At 68.0% G+C, this 19221-nt stretch carries 20 protein-coding genes; 12 read left to right on the top strand and 8 right to left on the bottom strand.

Annotated elements, in window-relative coordinates; genetic code table 11:
• Positions 1 to 22: 22 nt before the first annotated feature.
• Entirely contained in the window at positions 23 to 925 is a 903-nt protein-coding gene (gene mshB / locus CEX87_RS22605; protein WP_094289168.1) for an N-acetyl-1-D-myo-inositol-2-amino-2-deoxy-alpha-D-glucopyranoside deacetylase, read from the top strand.
• Positions 926 to 1167: 242 nt separating this feature from the next.
• A complete protein-coding gene (locus CEX87_RS22600; RefSeq protein ID WP_064398030.1) occupies positions 1168 to 1458 on the top strand; it encodes a hypothetical protein in 291 nt (96 codons plus the stop codon).
• On the opposite strand, the gene CEX87_RS22595 is transcribed toward CEX87_RS22600, so the two are convergent.
• Complete coding sequence (locus CEX87_RS22595; RefSeq protein ID WP_142301118.1) at positions 1459 to 2661, bottom strand: hypothetical protein; 1203 nt, start codon at positions 2659 to 2661, stop codon at positions 1459 to 1461. It lies immediately after the preceding gene.
• A gap of 214 nt (positions 2662 to 2875) precedes the next feature.
• On the opposite strand from CEX87_RS22595, the gene CEX87_RS22590 reads away from it, so the two are divergent.
• Together CEX87_RS22590 and CEX87_RS22585 are read left to right on the top strand one after the other, a co-directional pair.
• The gene (locus tag CEX87_RS22590) at positions 2876 to 5455 is read left to right on the top strand and encodes a bifunctional FO biosynthesis protein CofGH (protein WP_198957282.1); all 2580 of its coding nucleotides are present in this window, start codon (positions 2876 to 2878) and stop codon (positions 5453 to 5455) included.
• A 300-nt stretch (positions 5456 to 5755) separates the two neighbouring features.
• The gene (locus CEX87_RS22585) at positions 5756 to 6217 is read left to right on the top strand and encodes a YceI family protein (protein WP_233151479.1); all 462 of its coding nucleotides are present in this window, start codon (positions 5756 to 5758) and stop codon (positions 6215 to 6217) included.
• Between the two features lie 4 nt (positions 6218 to 6221).
• Here CEX87_RS22585 and CEX87_RS22580 read toward each other — a convergent pair whose 3' ends face one another.
• Positions 6222 to 6833 (bottom strand): DUF1353 domain-containing protein, encoded by a 612-nt coding sequence (locus CEX87_RS22580; protein WP_094289160.1) that lies wholly within the window; start codon positions 6831 to 6833, stop codon positions 6222 to 6224.
• A gap of 246 nt (positions 6834 to 7079) precedes the next feature.
• On the opposite strand from CEX87_RS22580, the gene fdxA reads away from it, so the two are divergent.
• Together fdxA and dapC are read left to right on the top strand one after the other, a co-directional pair.
• A complete protein-coding gene (gene fdxA / locus CEX87_RS22575) occupies positions 7080 to 7403 on the top strand; it encodes a ferredoxin (RefSeq protein WP_064348634.1) in 324 nt (107 codons plus the stop codon).
• 23 nt (positions 7404 to 7426) lie between these two features.
• Positions 7427 to 8557 (top strand): succinyldiaminopimelate transaminase, encoded by a 1131-nt coding sequence (gene dapC, locus CEX87_RS22570; protein ID WP_094289158.1) that lies wholly within the window; start codon positions 7427 to 7429, stop codon positions 8555 to 8557.
• Here the strand turns inward: dapC and CEX87_RS22565 are convergent.
• Positions 8544 to 10127, bottom strand: a complete 1584-nt coding sequence (locus CEX87_RS22565; protein ID WP_094289156.1) for a PucR family transcriptional regulator — start codon at positions 10125 to 10127, stop codon at positions 8544 to 8546. The genes dapC and CEX87_RS22565 overlap by 14 nt on opposite strands.
• Positions 10128 to 10220: 93 nt before the next feature.
• Here CEX87_RS22565 and pruA point away from each other — a divergent pair, with 93 nt between their 5' ends.
• Together pruA and CEX87_RS22555 are read left to right on the top strand one after the other, a co-directional pair.
• Positions 10221 to 11855, top strand: a complete 1635-nt coding sequence (pruA, locus tag CEX87_RS22560) for an L-glutamate gamma-semialdehyde dehydrogenase (protein ID WP_094289186.1) — start codon at positions 10221 to 10223, stop codon at positions 11853 to 11855.
• Positions 11855 to 12850, top strand: a complete 996-nt coding sequence (locus CEX87_RS22555; RefSeq protein WP_094289154.1) for a proline dehydrogenase family protein — start codon at positions 11855 to 11857, stop codon at positions 12848 to 12850. The genes pruA and CEX87_RS22555 overlap by 1 nt, the downstream gene beginning before the upstream one ends.
• Here the strand turns inward: CEX87_RS22555 and CEX87_RS22550 are convergent.
• The 4 genes from CEX87_RS22550 to CEX87_RS22540 all read right to left on the bottom strand — a co-directional run bounded on the left by CEX87_RS22550 (position 12847) and on the right by CEX87_RS22540 (position 14642).
• Complete coding sequence (locus CEX87_RS22550; protein ID WP_064427766.1) at positions 12847 to 13383, bottom strand: Rv2253 family sensor-like surface protein; 537 nt, start codon at positions 13381 to 13383, stop codon at positions 12847 to 12849. The genes CEX87_RS22555 and CEX87_RS22550 overlap by 4 nt on opposite strands.
• Before the next feature lie 58 nt (positions 13384 to 13441).
• Entirely contained in the window at positions 13442 to 13579 is a 138-nt protein-coding gene (locus tag CEX87_RS27265) for a hypothetical protein (RefSeq protein WP_158220786.1), read from the bottom strand.
• Positions 13580 to 13659: 80 nt separating this feature from the next.
• Positions 13660 to 14034, bottom strand: coding sequence for a VOC family protein (locus CEX87_RS22545; protein ID WP_064426754.1), 375 nt, complete (start codon positions 14032 to 14034; stop codon positions 13660 to 13662).
• Between the two features lie 71 nt (positions 14035 to 14105).
• Positions 14106 to 14642: an NUDIX domain-containing protein gene (locus CEX87_RS22540; protein WP_064420191.1), complete on the bottom strand. Its 537-nt coding sequence runs from the start codon at positions 14640 to 14642 to the stop codon at positions 14106 to 14108.
• 42 nt (positions 14643 to 14684) lie between these two features.
• On the opposite strand from CEX87_RS22540, the gene CEX87_RS22535 reads away from it, so the two are divergent.
• The 3 genes from CEX87_RS22535 to CEX87_RS22525 all read left to right on the top strand — a co-directional run bounded on the left by CEX87_RS22535 (position 14685) and on the right by CEX87_RS22525 (position 17055).
• Entirely contained in the window at positions 14685 to 16085 is a 1401-nt protein-coding gene (locus tag CEX87_RS22535) for an acyl-CoA synthetase (RefSeq protein WP_064427765.1), read from the top strand.
• Positions 16082 to 16432, top strand: coding sequence for a VOC family protein (locus CEX87_RS22530; protein ID WP_064396702.1), 351 nt, complete (start codon positions 16082 to 16084; stop codon positions 16430 to 16432). The genes CEX87_RS22535 and CEX87_RS22530 overlap by 4 nt, the downstream gene beginning before the upstream one ends.
• Positions 16433 to 16494: 62 nt before the next feature.
• Positions 16495 to 17055, top strand: coding sequence for a M15 family metallopeptidase (locus tag CEX87_RS22525; RefSeq protein WP_094289184.1), 561 nt, complete (start codon positions 16495 to 16497; stop codon positions 17053 to 17055).
• A 127-nt stretch (positions 17056 to 17182) separates the two neighbouring features.
• Here CEX87_RS22525 and dapD read toward each other — a convergent pair whose 3' ends face one another.
• Positions 17183 to 18169 carry a 2,3,4,5-tetrahydropyridine-2,6-dicarboxylate N-succinyltransferase gene (gene dapD, locus CEX87_RS22520; RefSeq protein WP_233151478.1) on the bottom strand — a complete coding sequence of 329 codons (987 nt, stop codon included), beginning with the start codon at positions 18167 to 18169 and terminating at the stop codon, positions 17183 to 17185.
• Here dapD and dapE point away from each other — a divergent pair.
• A complete protein-coding gene (gene dapE / locus CEX87_RS22515; RefSeq protein WP_064396696.1) occupies positions 18152 to 19216 on the top strand; it encodes a succinyl-diaminopimelate desuccinylase in 1065 nt (354 codons plus the stop codon). The genes dapD and dapE overlap by 18 nt on opposite strands.
• The last annotated feature ends 5 nt before the right edge of the window (positions 19217 to 19221 follow it).

Here is a 19221-nt window from a genome sequence, read left to right as displayed (position 1 = left end):
GCCGGCAGGCAAGCTGGTGAGAATGGAACGCGATGACCACAGCGGTGGGCGGCTGTTGTTCGTGCACGCCCATCCCGACGACGAGACGCTGACCACCGGCGCCACGATCGCCCACTACGTCGCCCGCGGTGCGCAGGTGCGCGTCGTGACGTGCACGCTCGGCGAAGAGGGTGAGGTGATCGGCGAGCGGTGGGCGCACCTGGCCGTGGACGAGGCCGATCAGCTCGGCGGGTACCGCATCGGCGAGCTGACGGCGGCGCTGAACGCGCTGGGCCTCGAAGAACCGGAGTACCTCGGCGGGGCCGGGCGCTGGCGTGACTCGGGGATGGCGGGCACACCGCGGCGGCACCACCAGAGGTTCGTCGACGCCGATCCCGCCGAGTCCGTGGGTGCGCTGGTCGACATCATCCACGAGCTGCGCCCGCACGTCGTCGTCACCTACGACCCGCAAGGGGGTTACGGCCATCCCGACCACATCCACACCCATGAGGTGACGATGGCCGCCGTGGCCGCCGCCGAAGAGTCGGAGTTTCCTGGCGAGCCGTGGGCCGTGCCGAAGGTCTACTGGGCGGTGACGTCCAAGGCCGCGATCGCCGAGGGGCTCGCCGGGATCGACGACGCACCCGCCGAGTGGATCCGGGTGACCGTGGACGAGGTGCCGTTCGGCTACCCCGACGACGAGATCGACGCGGCGATCGACGATCCCGGACAGTTGAGCGCCAAGGTGGCGGCGATGCGCGCGCACGCCACGCAGATCACCGTCGCCCCGAACGATCGCTTCTTCGCGCTGTCGAACAACATCGCGCTACCGGTCGGCGGGGTCGAGCACTACGTTCTGGCCGCGGGTACGGCCGGTGAACGCGACAGCCAAGGCTGGGAAACCGACCTCCTCGCCGGACTGGACCTTCAATCGCGGCGGCGATAGGGAGTAAGCTCGCCCGCAGTCGGCGGCGCGACGAAGGGACGGCACATGGATCCAGATCTCGATCCCAACCTGCAGCATTGGCAGGACCGGTTCGACAGCCTGCAGTGGGTGATCGGTTCCCTCACCGGCATGCTGGACAGCATCCCGACCTGACCTCGCTCACCACCACCGCCGGGCCTCGAAGCGTGGCGGTCCTGACGCTGCTGGCCATCGATGGGGTGTTGTGTGCCATCGCTTCGGCCATGTTCCTTCCCCTCCGCCTCGGGTCCATTCCCTTCCCGATCAGCGCACTGATCGCCGGCCTGGTCAACGCCGCGCTGGTGTGGGCCGCGCTGCACTGGACGTCGTCGCCGCGGGTCGCCGCCCTTCCGTTGTGGACCTGGCTGTTGACGGTGGCGGTGATGACGCTGGCCGGGCCGGGGGACGACGTGATCTTCGGCGGGGCCGGCGTCATGGAATACGCGGCCCTGCTGCTCATCGTGTGCGGCACTCTGCCGCCCGCGGCGGTGCTACGGGCAGCGGTGAAGGCTTGACTACGAAGTAGCGGCCCCGGCCCCTGTGTCGTCGTCCGCGTCCGGTTTCGGGTCGGCCTGCGCACCCGGGTCCCCGCCCGCATCCTGCGACGAGGGCGGCTGAGGCGACGACAACGCAGGTGCCGGCGACTGCGTCGACGGATCCGTGAGGTCGTTCTTCACCTCGCCGCTCGACGGTCCGTTCAGGTTCTGCCCATTGGACGTGCCCGTCGGTGTGGCGATCGCCGATGCACGGATCTCGCCCTGCGCCTGAACGGTTCCAGACGTCGCCGTGGTGGGGGTGGTCATCGGATCGTCGTCACCGTCAAGCGTTTCGCCCTCGGTCAGCCGGCTGACGCTCGGTTCGACCTCGAGCTTGTCGGTCGCAGGCACCTGTTCGATCTGGCCCCCGTCGAGATCGGAGAGTTCGCCGACGACCTCGCCGTCGATTTCGCTGACGCCCTCTTGGACGATGCCTTGACGCTGGGTGAGCGTCTCGTCGCCATCCTTGACACCTTCGTCCAGCACGTCGTCTTGGTCCACCTTGGCTTCGACGGGCGGGGTCGATTCGTCGAGCGAAGATATCTGCAGCCCAACCTCGGCCGCTTCTGCAGCGAACGGACCGATCGGCGGGATCGGCGGGAGTGGCGGGAGCCAGAAAGCGAGCTGGTCGTTGGCCAGGAAGATGAACGAGTTGATGGTGTCGACGGCGACGTTGACCAGCCCGTCCCAGAAGCTGATGTTCCCGCCGAGCCAGTCGGCGATATTGAACGTGATGCTGCGCACGATGCGTTCGCCGAAGTTGTAGAAGATCTCGATCTGCGGGGCGAGCCAGCCGACGTAGGGAACCCAGCCGACGGCGTATGCGGCCACGTCGAAGCCCCATTCCACCCACGGTTCTATCGCGTTGTAGACGTTCTTGATCGTGCTGTCGATCGAATTGCCGCCCACGACGTTCGGGAAGTCGGGTGCAGGGAACGAAGCGCCCGCGCTCGGCGGCACGACGATGCGCTCGAGCCACCAGATCAGCAACTCGGGCAGCTCGAGATCGGGGACTGAGGGGCCGGTTCGCACCACCGGTGACGTCGTTTGCGCGGACGCGACCAGCCGCACGACGGGAGCCGGTGAGGGCGGCGGAGCGGGGCGTACCGGGGCGATCACGACCGCGCTCACCGCCAGGATGATCACGGCCATGACGAACATCGAGTGTGCAGAGCGCTTCACATCGTCCTCCCAGACCCCGACACCCAGCAAACTACGCCGATATTTGCTCATACGTAAGAAGAACGGCGGCGGATGTTTTGCTGACGCCAATCGACCCGACGGCGGCGTGCCGCCGACACGACCGTGCGGACTACTGTTGCCGATATGTCAGGCGCCGATGTTTCAGGAAGTGAGACGCGCGGATGATCCTCAACGAGCGCGGGGTTATACGGGAGTGGCTCTGAACCCCCAGCACGGCGCCGATCTGCCCAGCCCGGTGATACCACCCAAACCCGATCACCCCAGTCCTGCGGCTCTGCGGCGGGTGCTGCGCCGCGCACGCGATGGGGTGGCCCTCAACGTCGACGAAGCCGCGATCGCGATGACGGCCCGCGGCGACGACCTCGCCGACCTGTGCGCCAGCGCGTCACGGGTGCGCGACGCGGGACTCGAGGCGGCCGGGCGGCGCGGGCCCTCGGGACAGCTCCCGGTGAGTTACTCGCGGAAGGTGTTCATTCCCGTCACGCATCTGTGCCGCGACACCTGCCACTACTGCACCTTCGTGACGGTGCCCGGTCGGCTTCGTGCCCAGGGCATGGGCATGTACATGGAGCCCGACGAGATCCTCGACGTCGCGCGGCGCGGTGCGCAATTGGGTTGTAAGGAAGCATTGTTCACGCTCGGCGACCGCCCAGAGGCGCGGTGGGACGAGGCCCGTCAATGGCTCGACGAGCGGGGGTACGACTCGACGCTGGACTATGTGCGCGCGATGGCGATCCGCGTCCTCGAAGAGACGGGGCTGCTGCCCCACCTGAATCCCGGCGTGATGAGCTGGTCGGAGCTGTCCCGGCTCAAGCCGGTCGCGCCGTCGATGGGCATGATGCTCGAAACCACCTCGCGGCGGTTGTACGAGACGCGTGGTGCCGCCCATTACGGAAGCCCGGACAAGGACCCCGAGGTCCGGCTGCGAACCCTGGCCGACGCGGGTCGCTTGTCCATCCCGTTCACCACGGGCCTGCTCGTCGGGATCGGAGAGACGCTTGTCGAGCGGGCCGAGACCATCCACGCGATTCGCCGGTCGCACAAGGAGTTCGGACACGTTCAGGAAGTGATCGTGCAGAACTTCCGGGCCAAGGACCACACCGCGATGGCCTCGTCGCCGGATGCGGATTTCGAGGACTTCCTGGCGACCATCGCGGTCACCCGGCTGGTGCTGGGACCCAAGATGCGAATTCAGGCGCCGCCGAACCTGGTGTCGCGCAACGAGTGCCTGGCCCTCGTCGGCGCCGGGGTCGACGACTGGGGCGGTGTCTCGCCGCTGACCCCCGACCACGTCAACCCCGAACGTCCGTGGCCTGCGCTCGACGAGTTGGCCGCGGTGACTGCAGACGCCGGCTACGACCTGGTGCAGCGGCTCACCGCGCAGCCGCAGTACGTGCAGGCGGGTGCGGCGTGGATCGACCCGCGGGTGAGGGGTCACGTCGACGCGCTTGCCGACCCCGACACCGGTCTCGCGCTGGACGTCAACCCGGTCGGACGGCCGTGGCAGGAGCCCGACGAGGCGTCGGAGTCGTTGGGCCGCACCGACCTTCACTCCGCGATCGATGACGCCGGCCGGCTTACCGAGACCCGCAGCGACCTCGACAGCGCGTTCGGCGACTGGGAGTCGATCCGCGAGAAGATCTCCGAACTCGCGGCCAGGGCACCCGAACGCATCGACACCGACGTGCTGGCGGCGTTGCGCGCCGCCGAACGCGATCCGGCCGGGCTGTCCGATGACGCGTACCTGGCGCTGGCGTGTGCCGACGGACCGGCCTTGGATGCCGTTGGCGCACTTGCCGATTCACTGCGCCGCGACGCCGTCGGCGAGGACGTCACGTTCGTCGTCAACCGCAACATCAACTTCACCAACATCTGCTACACCGGCTGCCGGTTCTGCGCCTTCGCCCAGCGCAAAGGCGACGCCGATGCGTATTCGCTGTCGGTGGACGAGGTCGCCGATCGGGCGTGGGAGGCGCACGTCGCGGGCGCGACCGAGGTGTGCATGCAGGGCGGTATCGACCCCGAACTGCCCGTCACCGGCTACGCCGATCTGGTGCGCGCGGTGAAGAAGCGGGTGCCGTCGATGCATGTCCACGCGTTCTCGCCGATGGAGATCGCCAACGGTGTCACCCGCAGCGGCCTGTCGATTCGCGAATGGCTGACGTCGTTGCGTGAGGCCGGACTGGGCAGTATCCCGGGCACCGCGGCTGAGATTCTCGACGACGAAGTGCGATGGGTGCTGACGAAAGGCAAGCTGCCGACGTCGATGTGGATCGAGGTCGTCACGACCGCCCACGAGGTCGGTCTGCGGTCCAGCTCGACGATGATGTACGGCCACGTCGACCAGCCGCGACACTGGGTCGGCCACCTACGGGTGTTGCGCGAAATCCAGGACCGCACCGGCGGGTTCACGGAGTTCGTGCCGCTGCCGTTCGTGCACCAGAGCTCGCCGCTGTATCTGGCCGGCGGCGCGCGACCGGGCCCGACACACCGCGACAACCGCGCCGTGCACGCGCTCGCGCGCATCATGCTGCACGGCCGGATCTCCAACATCCAGACCAGCTGGGTCAAGCTCGGCGTCGAGCGCACCCAGGTGATGCTGGGCGGCGGCGCCAACGACCTCGGCGGAACGCTGATGGAGGAGACGATCTCGAGGATGGCGGGTTCGGAGTTCGGTTCCTACAAGACGGTCGAGGAACTCGTCTCGATCGCCGAGGGCATCGGCCGCCCGGCTCGTCAGCGTTCCACGACCTACGCCCCGCTCGCCGCGTAGCCTTCTCCCTTCCCTTTCCCCTGACCCGCGAGCGTGCGTGTTTGCGCAGGACACGCCGCGAATTTCCAGCAATTTGTGCACGTTCGCGAGCAGTTAATGCACGCTCGCGACACCGGCGGGAACAAAGACGGACTGCAGTCCGATTCTATAAGGAGTGCCTCCCACAGCGGGCCGGCACCCGGACTGAGCAATCGAGAACGAAGGAGAAGCAAGTATGACCACAGCTGTTAAGACCCCCCTTCCGTCGGCACCTGGACCATCGACCCCGTGCACTCGACCGTCGGATTCTCCGTACGCCACATGATGGTGAGCAAGGTGCGCGGCACGTTCGATGACTTCAACGGTGCGATCACCGTCGCCGAGGACGGCAGCCCCTCGGTCACCGCCGAAATCAAGGTCGACTCCGTCAACACCCGTAACGAGCAACGCGACGGCCACCTCAAGTCGGCCGACTTCTTCGACACCGCACAGCATCCGATCGCCACCTTCACCTCGACCGGCGTGCGGCCGAACGGCGAGACCTATCTCGTCGATGGCGACTTCACGCTCAAGGGCGTCACCAAGCCGATCACCCTCGAAGTCGAGTTCAACGGCGTCAACCCCGGCATGGGACAGGGCGAGGTCGCCGGCTTCGAGGCCTCAGTTGTGCTGAACCGCAAAGACTTCGGCATCGACCTCGACATGCCGCTCGAGACCGGCGGCGCGGTCGTCGGCGACAAGGTCACCGTCACCCTCGAGATCGAGGCCCTCAAGCAGGCCTGACCCGTCAGGTCTTCAACGGCAGCGGTGGTGGTGTCTCGTCGGGCACCACCACCGCCACGACCGACTCGAGAAGCCAGAACACCACCGTCGCCACCACGATCACCAACGCGGGTACGACGACGATCGGCGCGGCGACCAGCAGCACCAGAAGCAGGGCGCCCGGCAGATCTCTCCACCAGCCGGCGCCTCCCTTGCCCTGCACGATCGCCGACAGCCGCACCGTCGCCCAGATGATCCAGCGCCGCAGCAGGCTCACGCCGTCGCGCTGCATCTGTAGGCGAAAGCGGTAGTCGGCGGTCCGGCGGTCGCAGCCGGTGCGCTCGGGAAAGCGCCACAGGTAGTCGTGGAGGACGGCCGCACGCGCATAGCGCCCGGCGCGGGGCACGAACCAGGCGACCGCGCCCGGCACCGACACCAGGTCGGTCGCGAAGTCGGCGCCGACCTCGAACTGCGCGTTCGGCCCTTCGAAGGCGAGCGGCTGCGTGGTTCGCCACTCGTCCCACGCGCTCTCCTTGAACACCCGCTTGCTGGCGCGTACGGCGTCGACCTCGGCGGCCGTCAACTGTCGGACATGGAGCACGGCCGTCTTGTCGACCGGCGGGGCGCAACGTTCCATCACGCAGGTATAGCAAGGTGGTTCGCCACGCGCGGGCGGACTAAGGGGTGTCTGCTAGGCAGCTGTATGTGCGACGTTTAGTATCAGTAACCACGCGCAACCCTTAACGGGGGTGCGCGTGAAAGTTAGGGCACACTGAGACGACCGTCCAGGTATCAACCACGGATACTTGCGGCTGAGCTTGGATGCCCACCCCGTACGGCAGCCCACCGGACAGGAGATCGAGGAGACCTTGAGGAGAACACGGTGACGTACGTCATTGCCGAACCCTGTGTCGACGTCAAAGACAAGGCGTGTATCGAGGAATGCCCAGTCGACTGCATCTACGAGGGCGCTCGCATGCTCTATATCCACCCGGATGAGTGCGTGGACTGCGGTGCCTGCGAACCGGTGTGCCCCGTCGAGGCCATCTACTACGAAGACGACGTGCCCGATCAGTGGAGCAGCTACACGCAGATCAACGCCGACTTCTTCAACGAACTGGGGTCGCCCGGCGGCGCGTCGAAGGTGGGTCAGACCGACAACGACCCGGAGCCGGTCAAGAGTATGCCGCCGCAAGGTGAGGACTGATAACGGCTCACGCAGTGCGCAGCATGCAGCCCGCGCAGCGCAGCCGTACGGCGCGTCAGCAACGTAGCGCGTCGCTGCCGGCGTTTCCCTGGGACACCCTGGCCGACGTGACCGCGATGGCTCGCGCGCACCCGGACGGCATCGTCGACCTGTCGGTGGGCACCCCGGTGGACCCGGTGGCGCCGGTCATCCGGGAGGCGCTGGCGGCGGCCAGCGCCTCACCCGGCTACCCGACCACCGCGGGCACCCCCGCCCTGCGAGAGGCGGCCGTGAACGCGCTTGCGCGGCGCTACGGCATCACGGGCCTTTCGCCCGACGCCGTGCTGCCGGTGATCGGGACCAAGGAACTCATCGCGTGGTTGCCGACGCTGTTGGGGCTGGGTCCCGACGACGCTGTGGTCGCGCCTGAGCTCGCGTACCCGACGTACGACGTCGGCGCGCGGCTGGCGGGCGCGCGGATCGTGCGGGCCGATTCGCTGACCCAACTCGGTCCGCAGACCCCCGCCCTGGTGTACCTGAACTCGCCGAGCAACCCGACGGGCAAGGTGCTCGGCGTCGACCACCTGCGCAAGGTGGTCGGCTGGGCGCGCGAGCGCGGTGTCCTTGTCGCCTCCGACGAGTGCTACCTCGGGCTGGGCTGGGACGCCCAACCGCTGTCGGTGCTGCATCCGTCGGTCTGCGACGGGGACCATACCGGGCTGCTGGCCGTGCATTCGCTGTCCAAGACGTCGTCGCTGGCCGGGTACCGGGCCGGTTTCGTCGCGGGAGACCCGAGCGTCGTCGCGGAGTTGCTGGCGGTTCGCAAACACGCCGGAATGATGGTGCCGACGCCGGTGCAGGGCGCGATGGTCGCCGCCCTCGACGACGACGAGCACGAACGCGAGCAGCGGGCCCGCTACGAGAAACGGCGCGAGACCCTGCTGCCCGCCGTGCGTGCGGCCGGACTGACCGTCGAAGACTCCGAGGCCGGGTTGTACCTGTGGGCGACGCGCGGGGAGCCTTGCCGTGACACCGCCGCCTGGCTCGCGCAGCGCGGCATCCTCGTCGCACCCGGCGAGTTCTACGGCGCCCGCGGGACCAAACACGTGCGGATCGCGTTGACCGCGACCGACGAGCGGATATCGGCGGCCGCTCAGCGCCTCACGGCCGGCTAGGCTCCGTCGCCCGCAAGCCGAGCGCGAGCACCAGCCGGTCGTCTGGATCGTTCAGCGACGTCGACAACAACTTCTCGATGCGACGGATGCGGTAGCGCACCGTGTTCGGATGCACGTGTAACCGCTGAGCGACCGCGGTGATGTCGCCGAACGCGTCAAGATAGGCCCCGAGCGTTTCTGCGAGCACCGGATCCTGTTCTCGCAGTTGACGTATCCGCGGGTCGACGAGCCGCTGACCGACCCGCGACACGATCTCGTCGAGCAGCACGGTGGTACGCGCGTCGTCGAGCGACGCGACGTGGCCGATCGCGCCGGGGTGACGCTGTGCGCTGTCGAAGACCCGGTCCACTTCGGCGCGCGCGTTCGCGGCGGCCGCCAGCCCGGCAAGCGGGGCGGCGACGACCGCCCGCAGCGCCAGCCCCAGTTCGCGGTCGAGCGTCGCGACCGCACCGCGCGCCCACGACATCACCGATGACGGCGCACCGATCTTCGGAAGCAGCACATAGACTCGCCCACCGCTCGACGCGATCTGCGCATCGGGCCGAAAGGCGCTGGCGCTCAAGGCGATCACACTCGCCGGTGTGGTGCCTTCGGGATCGACGAACCCGACGAGCGCACCTCGGCCCTCGACGGAGATGCCGAGTTCCCGTGCGACGGCTGCGACATCGACCGCGTCACCGGACAGGCCGAGCAGTTCCTGCACCTGTCTGGTGTGTGTGGACGGCGAGGCCGACAGCCGCGACAGAATTCGTGCCGCAAGGACAGCGCCGCCGCGCAGCACCTCCTCGACATCGTCGGCCAGCGGTGCCGAACCCTGTTGCAGCCAAATGGTTCCGGCGAACCGGCCGGCTTTCGCATCGGGAACGTGGATGCCGACCGCCAGGCGCGGTCGCAGCCCCAACTCCGGTCGTTCGGCGACGCGCACAACGTCGGTGCTCGAACGCAGGGCGTCGAAGATGCCCCACCGCGCGAGCCAGGCCAGGTGCTCGGGCGGGCCGGCGCGGCCGAGGATGGTCAGCCGACGTAGCTCGTCGGCCTCGTCGCTGGACGCCGAATACGCCAGCACGTGGGAATTCTCGTCCTCGATGCTGATCATGCCGCGAGTGCGATCGGCCATCGACTGAGCCAAGCCGAACAGGTCGGTGCCCGGATCGTGGTGCGGATCGCCATGGTCGCCGTGATGTTCGAACGCGTGGTTCACCAGTTTGTACAGCGACTCCCAGCGGGCCCGCGGTTCGACGGCCACCACCGCAGTGCCCAGCGCGACGGCCTGCTCGACCGCGGCAGGAGACGGTTCCTTGACGAAGATCGCCGCGGGCACCCGGCCGGTGCCTGCGAACTGCCGCTCAAGCCAGCGCACCGCGTCCACGTCGTCGACACCGAGCAGAAAAAACAGGTCCGCCGAGCCGGATCCGACGGCCAGACCCAGCCGGACATCGTCGGCGTCGACCAGGGCGACCGATGCGACGGGCATGTCCAGGCCGCGCGGCGCTTCGACCAGCGTCACCATGGTCCGGTCCAACGCCAGCAGCAGTCGGCCGAGGCCGAGACCGGCGGTTGGTGGCTCCATCACACGCCCCTTTGTCTGATCCGACTATAGATCGTCGGTGGCGTTGTCGGATCGACCATCGGATCGGGTGTCGTGGCCGAGCATCATTTCGTCATGGATGCCATCACCGACGTTCCCCCTCCGGCGAACGAGCCGGTCCACGATTACGCGCCGGGCTCGGGTGAACGCGCCCGGCTCATCGAGGCGCTGACTTCCGTCGCCGCCCACCCCGTCGACCTGCCGCACGTCATCGGCGGCCAACACCGGATGGGCGACGGCGACCGCATCGACGTGGTGCAGCCGCACCGTCACACCGACCCTTCCGGACGGCTGGGCACCCTCACCAACGCCACTCACTCCGACGCGGCCGCGGCCATCGAGGCCGCGATGGCCGCCAAAGCGCAATGGGAGGCCACTCCGTTCGACAACCGGGCCGCGGTGTTTCTGCGGGCGGCCGACCTCCTCGCAGGCCCGTGGCGCGAAAAACTCTGCGCCGCCACCATGCTCGGGCAGTCCAAGTCGGCGTATCAAGCCGAGATCGACGCGGCCTGTGAGCTCATCGACTTCTGGCGGTTCAACGTCTCGTTCGCCCGAAAGATTCTCGAGCAACAACCGATCAGCGTGCGCGGGATCTGGAACCGCACCGACTACCGACCGCTCGACGGGTTCATCTACGCGATCACGCCGTTCAACTTCACCGCGATCGCGGGCAACCTGCCCACGGCGCCTGCGCTGATGGGCAACACCGTGATCTGGAAGCCCTCGCCCACCCAGACATTTGCCGCCTATCTCACGATGCAGTTGCTGGAGCAGGCCGGTCTGCCGCCCGGCGTCATCAACCTGCTCACCGGGGACGGCGTGGAGGTTTCCGAGGTGGCGCTGTCGGATCCGCGGCTGGCAGGCATCCACTTCACCGGGTCGACCACGACGTTCCAGCATCTGTGGCGCGAGGTGGGCAACAACATCGACCGCTACCACGGCTACCCGCGCCTGGTGGGCGAGACGGGCGGCAAGGACTTCGTCGTCGCCCATACCAGCGCGCAGCCCGACGTCCTGCGCACGGCGCTGATCCGCGGCGCGTTCGACTATCAGGGCCAGAAGTGCTCGGCGGCGTCGCGGGCGTTCATCGCGCGCTCGGTGTGGCAGCAGATGGGCGACGACTTCCTCTCGGCGACAGAGGAACTGCGCTACGGCGACGTGACCGACCTGACCAACTTCGGCGGTGCGCTGATCGACGCACGGGCGTTCGCCAAGAACGTCAAGGCGATCGAGCGCGCGAAGACCGCCCATGTGACCATCGCCGTGGGCGGCGAATACGACGACACAGAAGGCTATTTCGTCCGACCGACCGTGCTGTTGTCCGACGACCCGACCGACGAATCGTTTAAAACCGAGTATTTCGGGCCGATCCTGGCGGTTCACGTCTACCCCGACGACGGATACGACCGCATCCTCGACGTCGTCGACACCGGGGCGAAGTACGCACTGACCGGTGCGGTGATCGCCGACGACCGCTCGGCGGTGCTGCAGGCCGAACGGCGACTGCGCCACGCCGCAGGCAACTTCTACATCAACGACAAGCCGACCGGTGCAGTCGTCGGACAACAACCCTTCGGCGGGTCGCGGGCATCGGGTACCAACGACAAGGCGGGTTCGGCGCTGAACCTGCTGCGGTGGACATCGGCGCGCTCGATCAAGGAGACCCTCGTCCCGCCGACCGACCACAACTATCCGCACATGGAGCAGTGATGGGATTCTTCCAACGCGTTGCGCGGCCGGCGATCATGGCCGCCGGCCGACGGGACTCCCTGCGAAGAACCGCCGAGCGGCTTCCGGTGACACGCGATGTCGTGCACCGGTTCGTGCCGGGGGAGACGATGGACGATGCGCTCGACGCCGTTGTCCAATTGCGTGATTCGGGTCGCCTCGTGTCGATCGACCACCTCGGCGAGGACGTGACCGACGCGGACACCGCGACCGAGAACGTGCACGCGTACCTCACGCTGCTGGACGGACTCGCGCGGCGTGAAGAGGGACCGGCCGAAGTGCGGCCACTCGAGGTCTCGTTGAAGCTGTCGGCGTTGGGGCAGGCATTGGCACGCGACGGTGAGAAGATCGCGCTGGAGAACGCCCACACCATCTGCGAACGGGCGCAGCGCATCGGGGTGTGGGTGACGGTGGACGCCGAGGACCACACCACCACCGATTCGACCCTGTCGATCGTGCGCGATCTGCGCACCGAGTTCGGCTGGCTGGGAACGGCTCTGCAGGCGTATCTCAAGCGCACCCATGCCGACTGCCGGGATTTCGCCGCCCCTGCATTCTCTTCGCGCAAGCGCTCATCGGCCGCTGCGCGAATCCGGTTGTGCAAGGGTGCCTACGACGAACCGTCGTCGGTGGCCTACCGTGACCGCGACGACGTCACCGACTCCTACCTGCGCTGCCTTCGGGTGCTGATGGCGGGAAACGCTTACCCGATGGTTGCCTCGCACGACCCGACCGTCATCGCGACGGTACCCGCGCTGGCCGCCGAGAACAACCGGGGCCGAGACGATTTCGAGTACCAGATGCTATACGGCATCCGCGATGCCGAGCAGCGCAGGCTGGCCGATGCGGGCAACCATGTGCGGGTGTACGTGCCGTTCGGCGCCCAGTGGTACGGGTACTTCGTGCGCAGGCTCGCGGAGCGGCCCGCCAACCTGATGTTCTTCCTGCGGGCGCTGGCCGAACGCCGCGGCGCTTAGAGTGCCACGCCGACGGGGATACCGGGCGAGCTGACGGGGCGGGCGGCGACAGGCATCACGACCGTCCCGCGGCATGCTCCGCCCAGGATTTCGGTCTGCCAGGTACCGAACAGCTGTCCGTCGATGTCGGGGGCGTAGAACACGCGCGACCGCGCCGGAGCGTACTCGCTGGGAACCCCGTCGCCGCGGAAGCACTCCCACTGCCAGTTGTAGGCGTACTGCCAGCGCGCCCCGTCCCAGGTGTAGCGGACCGGTTGCGGGATGGTGGGATTGCTCGGCGCGGGACCCGAGACGACGGTGGCGACACACAGCCCCGCCGAGCAGTCGGTCGCCAGCACGTACTGCGCGCTGAAATCGGGTTCGGGTTGAGCGGCGGCGATGCTGGTGCCCATCTTGTCCGACGCGTAGGTGACGATCTCGTAGCGCCCGTTCCACACCGGATTCGCTGCGGCGGCCGTCGGCAGCAGCGAAACACTCGTGGCCACAGCACATGTCAGCCCCAACAGCACACTGGTCAGGGCACGGGCGGACATATCGTGAACACTACTGAGCCGACTTCCGCCAACCCTTCGCGACACGGTTTGCCGAAGGCTACGACACCGTCACGGATTGGTCTCGATGTGCCGGTGGTTGCGGGGTCTCGCCGCAGCCGGCGGAGGACACGAGGAAGTATCCGGCGCCGCCGAACACCAGCGGCATCATCGCCATCATCCCGTAGATCGCGGTCATCGTGTCACCTCCTCCGATCGCTCTTACTTGGTATACGAAGCAGGGCGGCTCGCGGTTCGAAGCGGTCGGCGACGGGCCGGTTACGGTCGAGGCGAGAAGATGCGGAACGTGTTGTCCTCGGGATCGCGGAAGACGACCCAATACAGACCGTCCTCCTGGCGATCACTGACGCGCACCGCGCCCAACGATTCGACCCGGTCGGCGTGCTCCGACCACGCGGGTCCGCCGTTGAAGTCGATCATCAGCCGATTTTGTCCCGCGGGCAGGTCCGCGGCCGGGCGGCCCTGGAACATCCAGGTCACCCCGCCGTCGTCGAGGCCGACGGTCGCGAACTCCGCGGTCGCGTGCTCGTCGACCGGCCGGTTGAGCACCCTGGACCAGAAGCGCGCCAGCGCGGCGGCGTCGCGGCAGTCGAACGAATACATGCCGATCGGCATGGTGTCTGAAGTCGCCATGTCAGTCTCCTGTGGTCGCGTTTCTGCGTCACTGTGAAGACTCGGCACCGCGACCAAACTCATCGCATCCGTCAGCGCCCCGACAGCACCAGCAGGGCCCACGCCGCGATCGACTGCGCGTCGGTGATCACCCCGGCGCGCATCATCTGCTCGATCTCGGCACGGGTGAACCATTCGCTGTGCATGTCCTGTTCCTCGTGCTCGCGGTCGTGCTCGCCCTCGGTGATGCCGGTGGCCAGGAACACCCAGCCGCGCTGGCTGCTCATTCCGGGCGCCACGTCGAGCAGTCCCAGGCGCACCAGCTCCGACGCACGCAGACCCGTCTCCTCACGCAGTTCGCGCGCCGCGAGGTCGGCGGGCGCCAGGTCCTTCTGGTCCGGCGCGGTGCCCTGCGGAAACTCCCAGCGCCGCAGACCCAGCGGATAGCGGAACTGCTCGACCAGCCGGAACCGGTCGCCATCGCGCGCGATCACCAACGCATAGGTCGGCTTGTCCACGACCGCGTAGATGCCGTCGCTGCCGTCTGGTCGGCGGATGTCGTCCTCGCGCAGCACCATCCAGTTGTTCCGGTAGACCTCGCGCGATGCCAGCCGCTCAATGTGAGTCACGCGCCCAGTATCGCCGAGCCGATATGGGTAACCTCGCTGCTTATGCTGCTGGCTTCGCTCAACCCCGCCGCGGTCGCGGGTGGCGCTGACATCGGGGACGCGGTCCGTATCGGCGGGGCGCAGTTGTCGCGCAGTGATCTGGTGGGGGCCGCGACGTCGGTGGCCGAACGCGTCGCGGGTGCGCAGCGGGTCGCGGTGCTGGCCACCCCGACCGTGGAGACCGTTTTGGCGGTGACCGGCTGCCTGATCGCCGGTGTGCCCGTCGTCCCGGTGCCCGCCGACGTCGGCGCCGCCGAGCGCAGACACATTCTGGGCGACTCGGGCGCGCAGGCGTGGTTGGGGGAGAAGCCTGCGGAGACCGAGGGTCTGCAGCACGTGCCGGTGCGGCTGCACGCCCGCTCGTGGCACCGTTACGCCGAACCGCCCGCCGAGACGCCCGCGCTGATCGTGTACACCTCCGGCACGACCGGCCCGCCCAAGGGTGTCGTCGTCAGCCGCCGCGCGATCGCCGCCGACATCGACGCGCTCGCCGAAGCGTGGCAGTGGACGCCCGACGACATCCTGGTGCACGGCTTGCCGCTGTATCACGTGCACGGATTGATCCTCGGGCTGCTCGGATCGCTGCGAATCGGAAACCGGTTCGTGCACACCGGAAAACCGAGTCCGCAGAACTATGCGGCGGCAGGTGGGACGTTGTACTTCGGGGTGCCGACGGTATGGTCGCGGGTGGCCGACGACGCGGACGCGGCAGCGGCTCTGGCGTCGGCGCGGCTGCTGGTATCGGGCAGCGCCCCGCTGCCGGTGCCGGTGTTCGACAAGTTGGTCGAAAGGACAGGGCACCGGCCCGTCGAACGCTACGGATCGACGGAGTCGTTGATCACGATCAGCACCCGCGCCGACGGTGAGCGCAGACCCGGCTGGGTGGGCCTGCCGCTGACCGGTATCGAGACCCGCCTGGTCGACGAGTACGGTGGCGCGGCGCCACACGACGGGGAAACCCTTGGGCAGCTTCATGTTCGGGGCGCGACGTTGTTCGACGGCTACCTCAACCGCCCCGATGCGACCGCCGAGGTGCTCGACGCCGACGGCTGGTATCGCACGGGCGACGTCGCGGTGATCGACGCCGACGGTATGCACAGGATCGTCGGACGCGAATCCGTCGACCTGATCAAGACCGGAGGTTTCCGCGTGGGCGCCGGCGAGATCGAGGCTGCACTGCTCGGACATCCCGGTGTGCAGGAAGTGGCGGTCGTCGGTGTGCCCGACGAGGACCTCGGCCAGCGCATCGTCGCGTTCGTCGTCGGTGACGCCACGCCCGACGACCTGATCGAGTATGTGGCCCAACAGCTCTCGATACACAAGCGACCTCGTGAGGTGCGGCTGGTGGACTCGCTGCCGCGCAACGCGATGGGCAAAGTGCTCAAGAAGGAGCTGGCACGGTGACGCTGAAGTTCGACGAGATCTGCATCGACGCCCACGACGCCTCGGCGTTGGGCCGGTGGTGGTCGCAGGTGCTGGGCTGGCCCCACGACGTCGACGACGACGGTGACGTCGTGCTGCACGCACCGCCCGGCGCCGGCCCCGACTGGCTCTTTCTCGCGGTGCCCGACGACAAGGTCGTCAAGAATCGCATCCACTTCGACTTCCGGCCCGACGATCAGCAGGCCGAAGTCGAGCGGGTGGTCGACCTCGGCGCGCGCCGGGTTGACATCGGGCAGGGCGATGAAAGCTGGGTTGTGCTGGCCGATCCGGAGGGCAACGAATTCTGCATCCTGGCCGCCGAAGATTGACCGCCCCGTCCCTATTGGCGCGAGCGTGCGGGTCTGTATACGACACGCCGCGAAATCTCAGCATCTTGCGCACGCTCGCGGCGGCTTCAGTGTGCGCAATCGCCGCATGTGGCACACCTCCGCCGCCGTCGTCCCCGGCACCCGTTGTCGGCCAGGAGCCGTTGCGCATCGGACCTGCCGCGCAGGACACCGTCGGCGGGTGGCTGCCCGACGGCCGGACGGTCAGCCCGTTCGACGCCGAGCACCCGATCGTGAAGTGGCTCGACCCCGCGCTTCGCGAGGCGGTGCAGAAAGCGGCGCGTAGCGCCGAAGACGACGGCATAAAGATGCGCATCACATCCGGCTGGCGATCGAAGGGGTTTCAGGAGCGGCTCTTCGACGACGGCGTCGTCCGGTACGGAAGTGTCCAAGCGGCACGAGAATTCGTCGCCTCACCGGAGAAGTCGAAGCACGTGACCGGCGAAGCCGTCGACATCGGGCCTGTCGAGGCGGACAAGTGGCTGATCGCCAACGGCCGCCGCTTAGGTCTGTGTCAGATCTACGCCAACGAGATCTGGCACTTCGAGTTGGCCGTCGTCGACGGCCGCTGTCCGCCGCTCAAGCCGAACGCCGCGGCGGACTGAGCGCTCACCGCGACGTTTAGGGGGCGCTCGTCACGCCGCGAGCGACCGCGAAATGACCGTCCACGCCGGCGTGTTGCGGTACGAACACGGACGCTCGCACAACATGAAAAGAGGGCGGTGCTCAACCTCAGTTCTGGTGGAGCGCTTCGTTCAGCGTGATACCGGTGCCGTCGCGGTTGACCACCTCGACGGCGCCTGAGAGCGAATTACGCCGGAACAGCAGGTTGTCGGCGCCGGACAGTTCGCGCGCCTTGACGGTCTGACCGTCGGCGGTCTGCACCTTCGTGCCCGCCGTGACGTACAGACCGGCCTCGACCACGCAGTCGTCGCCCAGCGAGATCCCGATACCGGCATTGGCGCCCAACAGACACCGCTTGCCCACCGAGATCACTTCCTTGCCGCCGCCCGACAGCGTCCCCATGATCGACGCGCCGCCGCCGAGATCCGTCCCGTCGTCGATGACGACACCGGCCGAGATGCGGCCCTCGACCATCGAACTGCCCAGCGTGCCCGCGTTGAAGTTGACGAAACCCTCATGCATGACGGTCGTGCCCTCGGCCAGGTGCGCACCGAGTCGGACTCGATCCGCGTCGGCGATACGCACGCCGGTCGGCAGCACGTAGTCGACCATTCGGGGGAACTTGTCGACGCCGTAGACCGCCACCGGCCCGCGCGCACGCAGGCGCGCCCGCACCGTCTCGAAACCGGCGACCGCGCACGGGCCGTGATTTGTCCACACGACGTTGGTCAGCACACCGAACAATCCGTCGGCGTTCAGGCCGTGCGGCGCGACGAGCCGGTGCGAGAGCAGGTGCAACCGTAGATAGCCGTCATAGGCGTCGGCGGCCTTGTCCTCCAGCGACGAGATGACCGTCCGCACTGCCACGATGTCGACGTCGCGATCCTCATCGCGACCGGTCAGCGCGCCCAACTCTTCGGGCACCTCGGCCACCGACAGCCGCACCGTGCCCGACGGGCCGTCGGCTCCGAGTTCGGGTGCCGGGAACCATGTGTCGAGGACCGATCCGTCGGCGGCGATCGTCGCCAGCCCGATACCTGCAGCAGAAGTCACGCGGGTAAGACTAACGTCAGCCGTGTGAGCCTGGACTTGCACGGTGATCCGATCGCGCTGACCGCCGCGCTGGTGGACATTCCCAGCGAGTCGCGCCACGAGCGGCGCATCGCCGACGAAGTCGAGACCGCGCTCCGCGAACAGACCTCGATGGAGGTGATCCGCAACGCCGACGCCGTGCTGGCCCGCACGAACCTGGGGCTACCGTCGCGGGTGCTGCTCGCCGGCCACCTCGACACCGTGCCCGTCGCCGACAACCTGCCCAGCCGGCTCGTCGACGGGGAACTGCACGGCTGCGGCACGTCGGACATGAAATCGGGCGACGCAGTATTCCTGCACCTGGCCGCCACCGTTGCCGAGCCAACGCACGACATCACGCTGGTCATGTACGACTGCGAGGAGATCGAGGCGTCGGCCAACGGACTGAACCGCATCCAATCCGAGCTGCCCGACTGGCTGCGGGCCGACGTCGCGATCCTCGGTGAACCCTCCGACGGGTATATCGAGGCCGGCTGCCAGGGCACGCTGCGCGTCGTCATCAGCGCGAGCGGTACCCGCGCCCACTCTGCCCGGTCGTGGTTGGGCGACAACGCGATTCACAAACTCGGCCCCGTGCTCGACCGGCTGTCGTCGTACCGGGCCCGCAACGTGGAGATCGACGGCTGCACCTACCGCGAAGGCCTGTCCGCGGTGCGCATCGACGGCGGTATCGCCGGCAACGTCATCCCCGATGCGGCCTCGGTGTCGGTGAACTTCCGGTTCGCTCCCGACCGCAGCACCGACGAGGCGCTGCACCACGTGCGCGACGTGTTCGACGGCCTCGACGTCGAGATCGAACTCACCGACTCGGCGGCCGGTGCGCTGCCCGGGTTGACAAAGCCGGCCGCGGCCGCGCTGGTACAGGCCGCAGGCGGACAGGTCCGGGCCAAGTACGGATGGACCGACGTGTCGCGATTCGCCGCGCTCGGGGTTCCCGCGGTCAATTACGGCCCCGGTGATCCGAACCTCGCCCACCGCGTCGACGAGCGCGTCGAGGTCGCGAAGATCACCGCCGCGACCGACGTGTTGCGCCGGTACTTAACGGCTTGACGGCG

Source organism: Mycobacterium lehmannii (genome assembly GCF_002245535.1).
GTDB classification, from domain to species: Bacteria; Actinomycetota; Actinomycetes; order Mycobacteriales; family Mycobacteriaceae; genus Mycobacterium; species Mycobacterium lehmannii.
Note: the sequence above shows the minus strand (reverse complement) of the source record. Positions and strands in the feature narration are given on the sequence as shown.

Bases quoted from the DNA above. Each gene is read 5' to 3' on its own strand.
- dapC (WP_094289158.1), top strand. From the start codon at position 7,427: ATGCAGCCCGCGCAGCGCAGCCGTACGGCGCGTCAGCAACGTAGCGCG.
- CEX87_RS22545 (WP_064426754.1), bottom strand. From the start codon at position 14,034: ATGGCGACTTCAGACACCATGCCGATCGGCATGTATTCGTTCGACTGC.
- CEX87_RS22585 (WP_233151479.1), top strand. From the start codon at position 5,756: ATGATGGTGAGCAAGGTGCGCGGCACGTTCGATGACTTCAACGGTGCG.
- CEX87_RS22600 (WP_064398030.1), top strand. From the start codon at position 1,168: ATGTTCCTTCCCCTCCGCCTCGGGTCCATTCCCTTCCCGATCAGCGCA.
- CEX87_RS22550 (WP_064427766.1), bottom strand. From the start codon at position 13,383: ATGTCCGCCCGTGCCCTGACCAGTGTGCTGTTGGGGCTGACATGTGCT.
- CEX87_RS22535 (WP_064427765.1), top strand. From the start codon at position 14,685: ATGCTGCTGGCTTCGCTCAACCCCGCCGCGGTCGCGGGTGGCGCTGAC.
- CEX87_RS27265 (WP_158220786.1), bottom strand. From the start codon at position 13,579: ATGACCGCGATCTACGGGATGATGGCGATGATGCCGCTGGTGTTCGGC.
- CEX87_RS22580 (WP_094289160.1), bottom strand. From the start codon at position 6,833: ATGGAACGTTGCGCCCCGCCGGTCGACAAGACGGCCGTGCTCCATGTC.
- CEX87_RS22565 (WP_094289156.1), bottom strand. From the start codon at position 10,127: ATGGAGCCACCAACCGCCGGTCTCGGCCTCGGCCGACTGCTGCTGGCG.
- pruA (WP_094289186.1), top strand. From the start codon at position 10,221: ATGGATGCCATCACCGACGTTCCCCCTCCGGCGAACGAGCCGGTCCAC.
- mshB (WP_094289168.1), top strand. From the start codon at position 23: ATGGAACGCGATGACCACAGCGGTGGGCGGCTGTTGTTCGTGCACGCC.
- CEX87_RS22555 (WP_094289154.1), top strand. From the start codon at position 11,855: ATGGGATTCTTCCAACGCGTTGCGCGGCCGGCGATCATGGCCGCCGGC.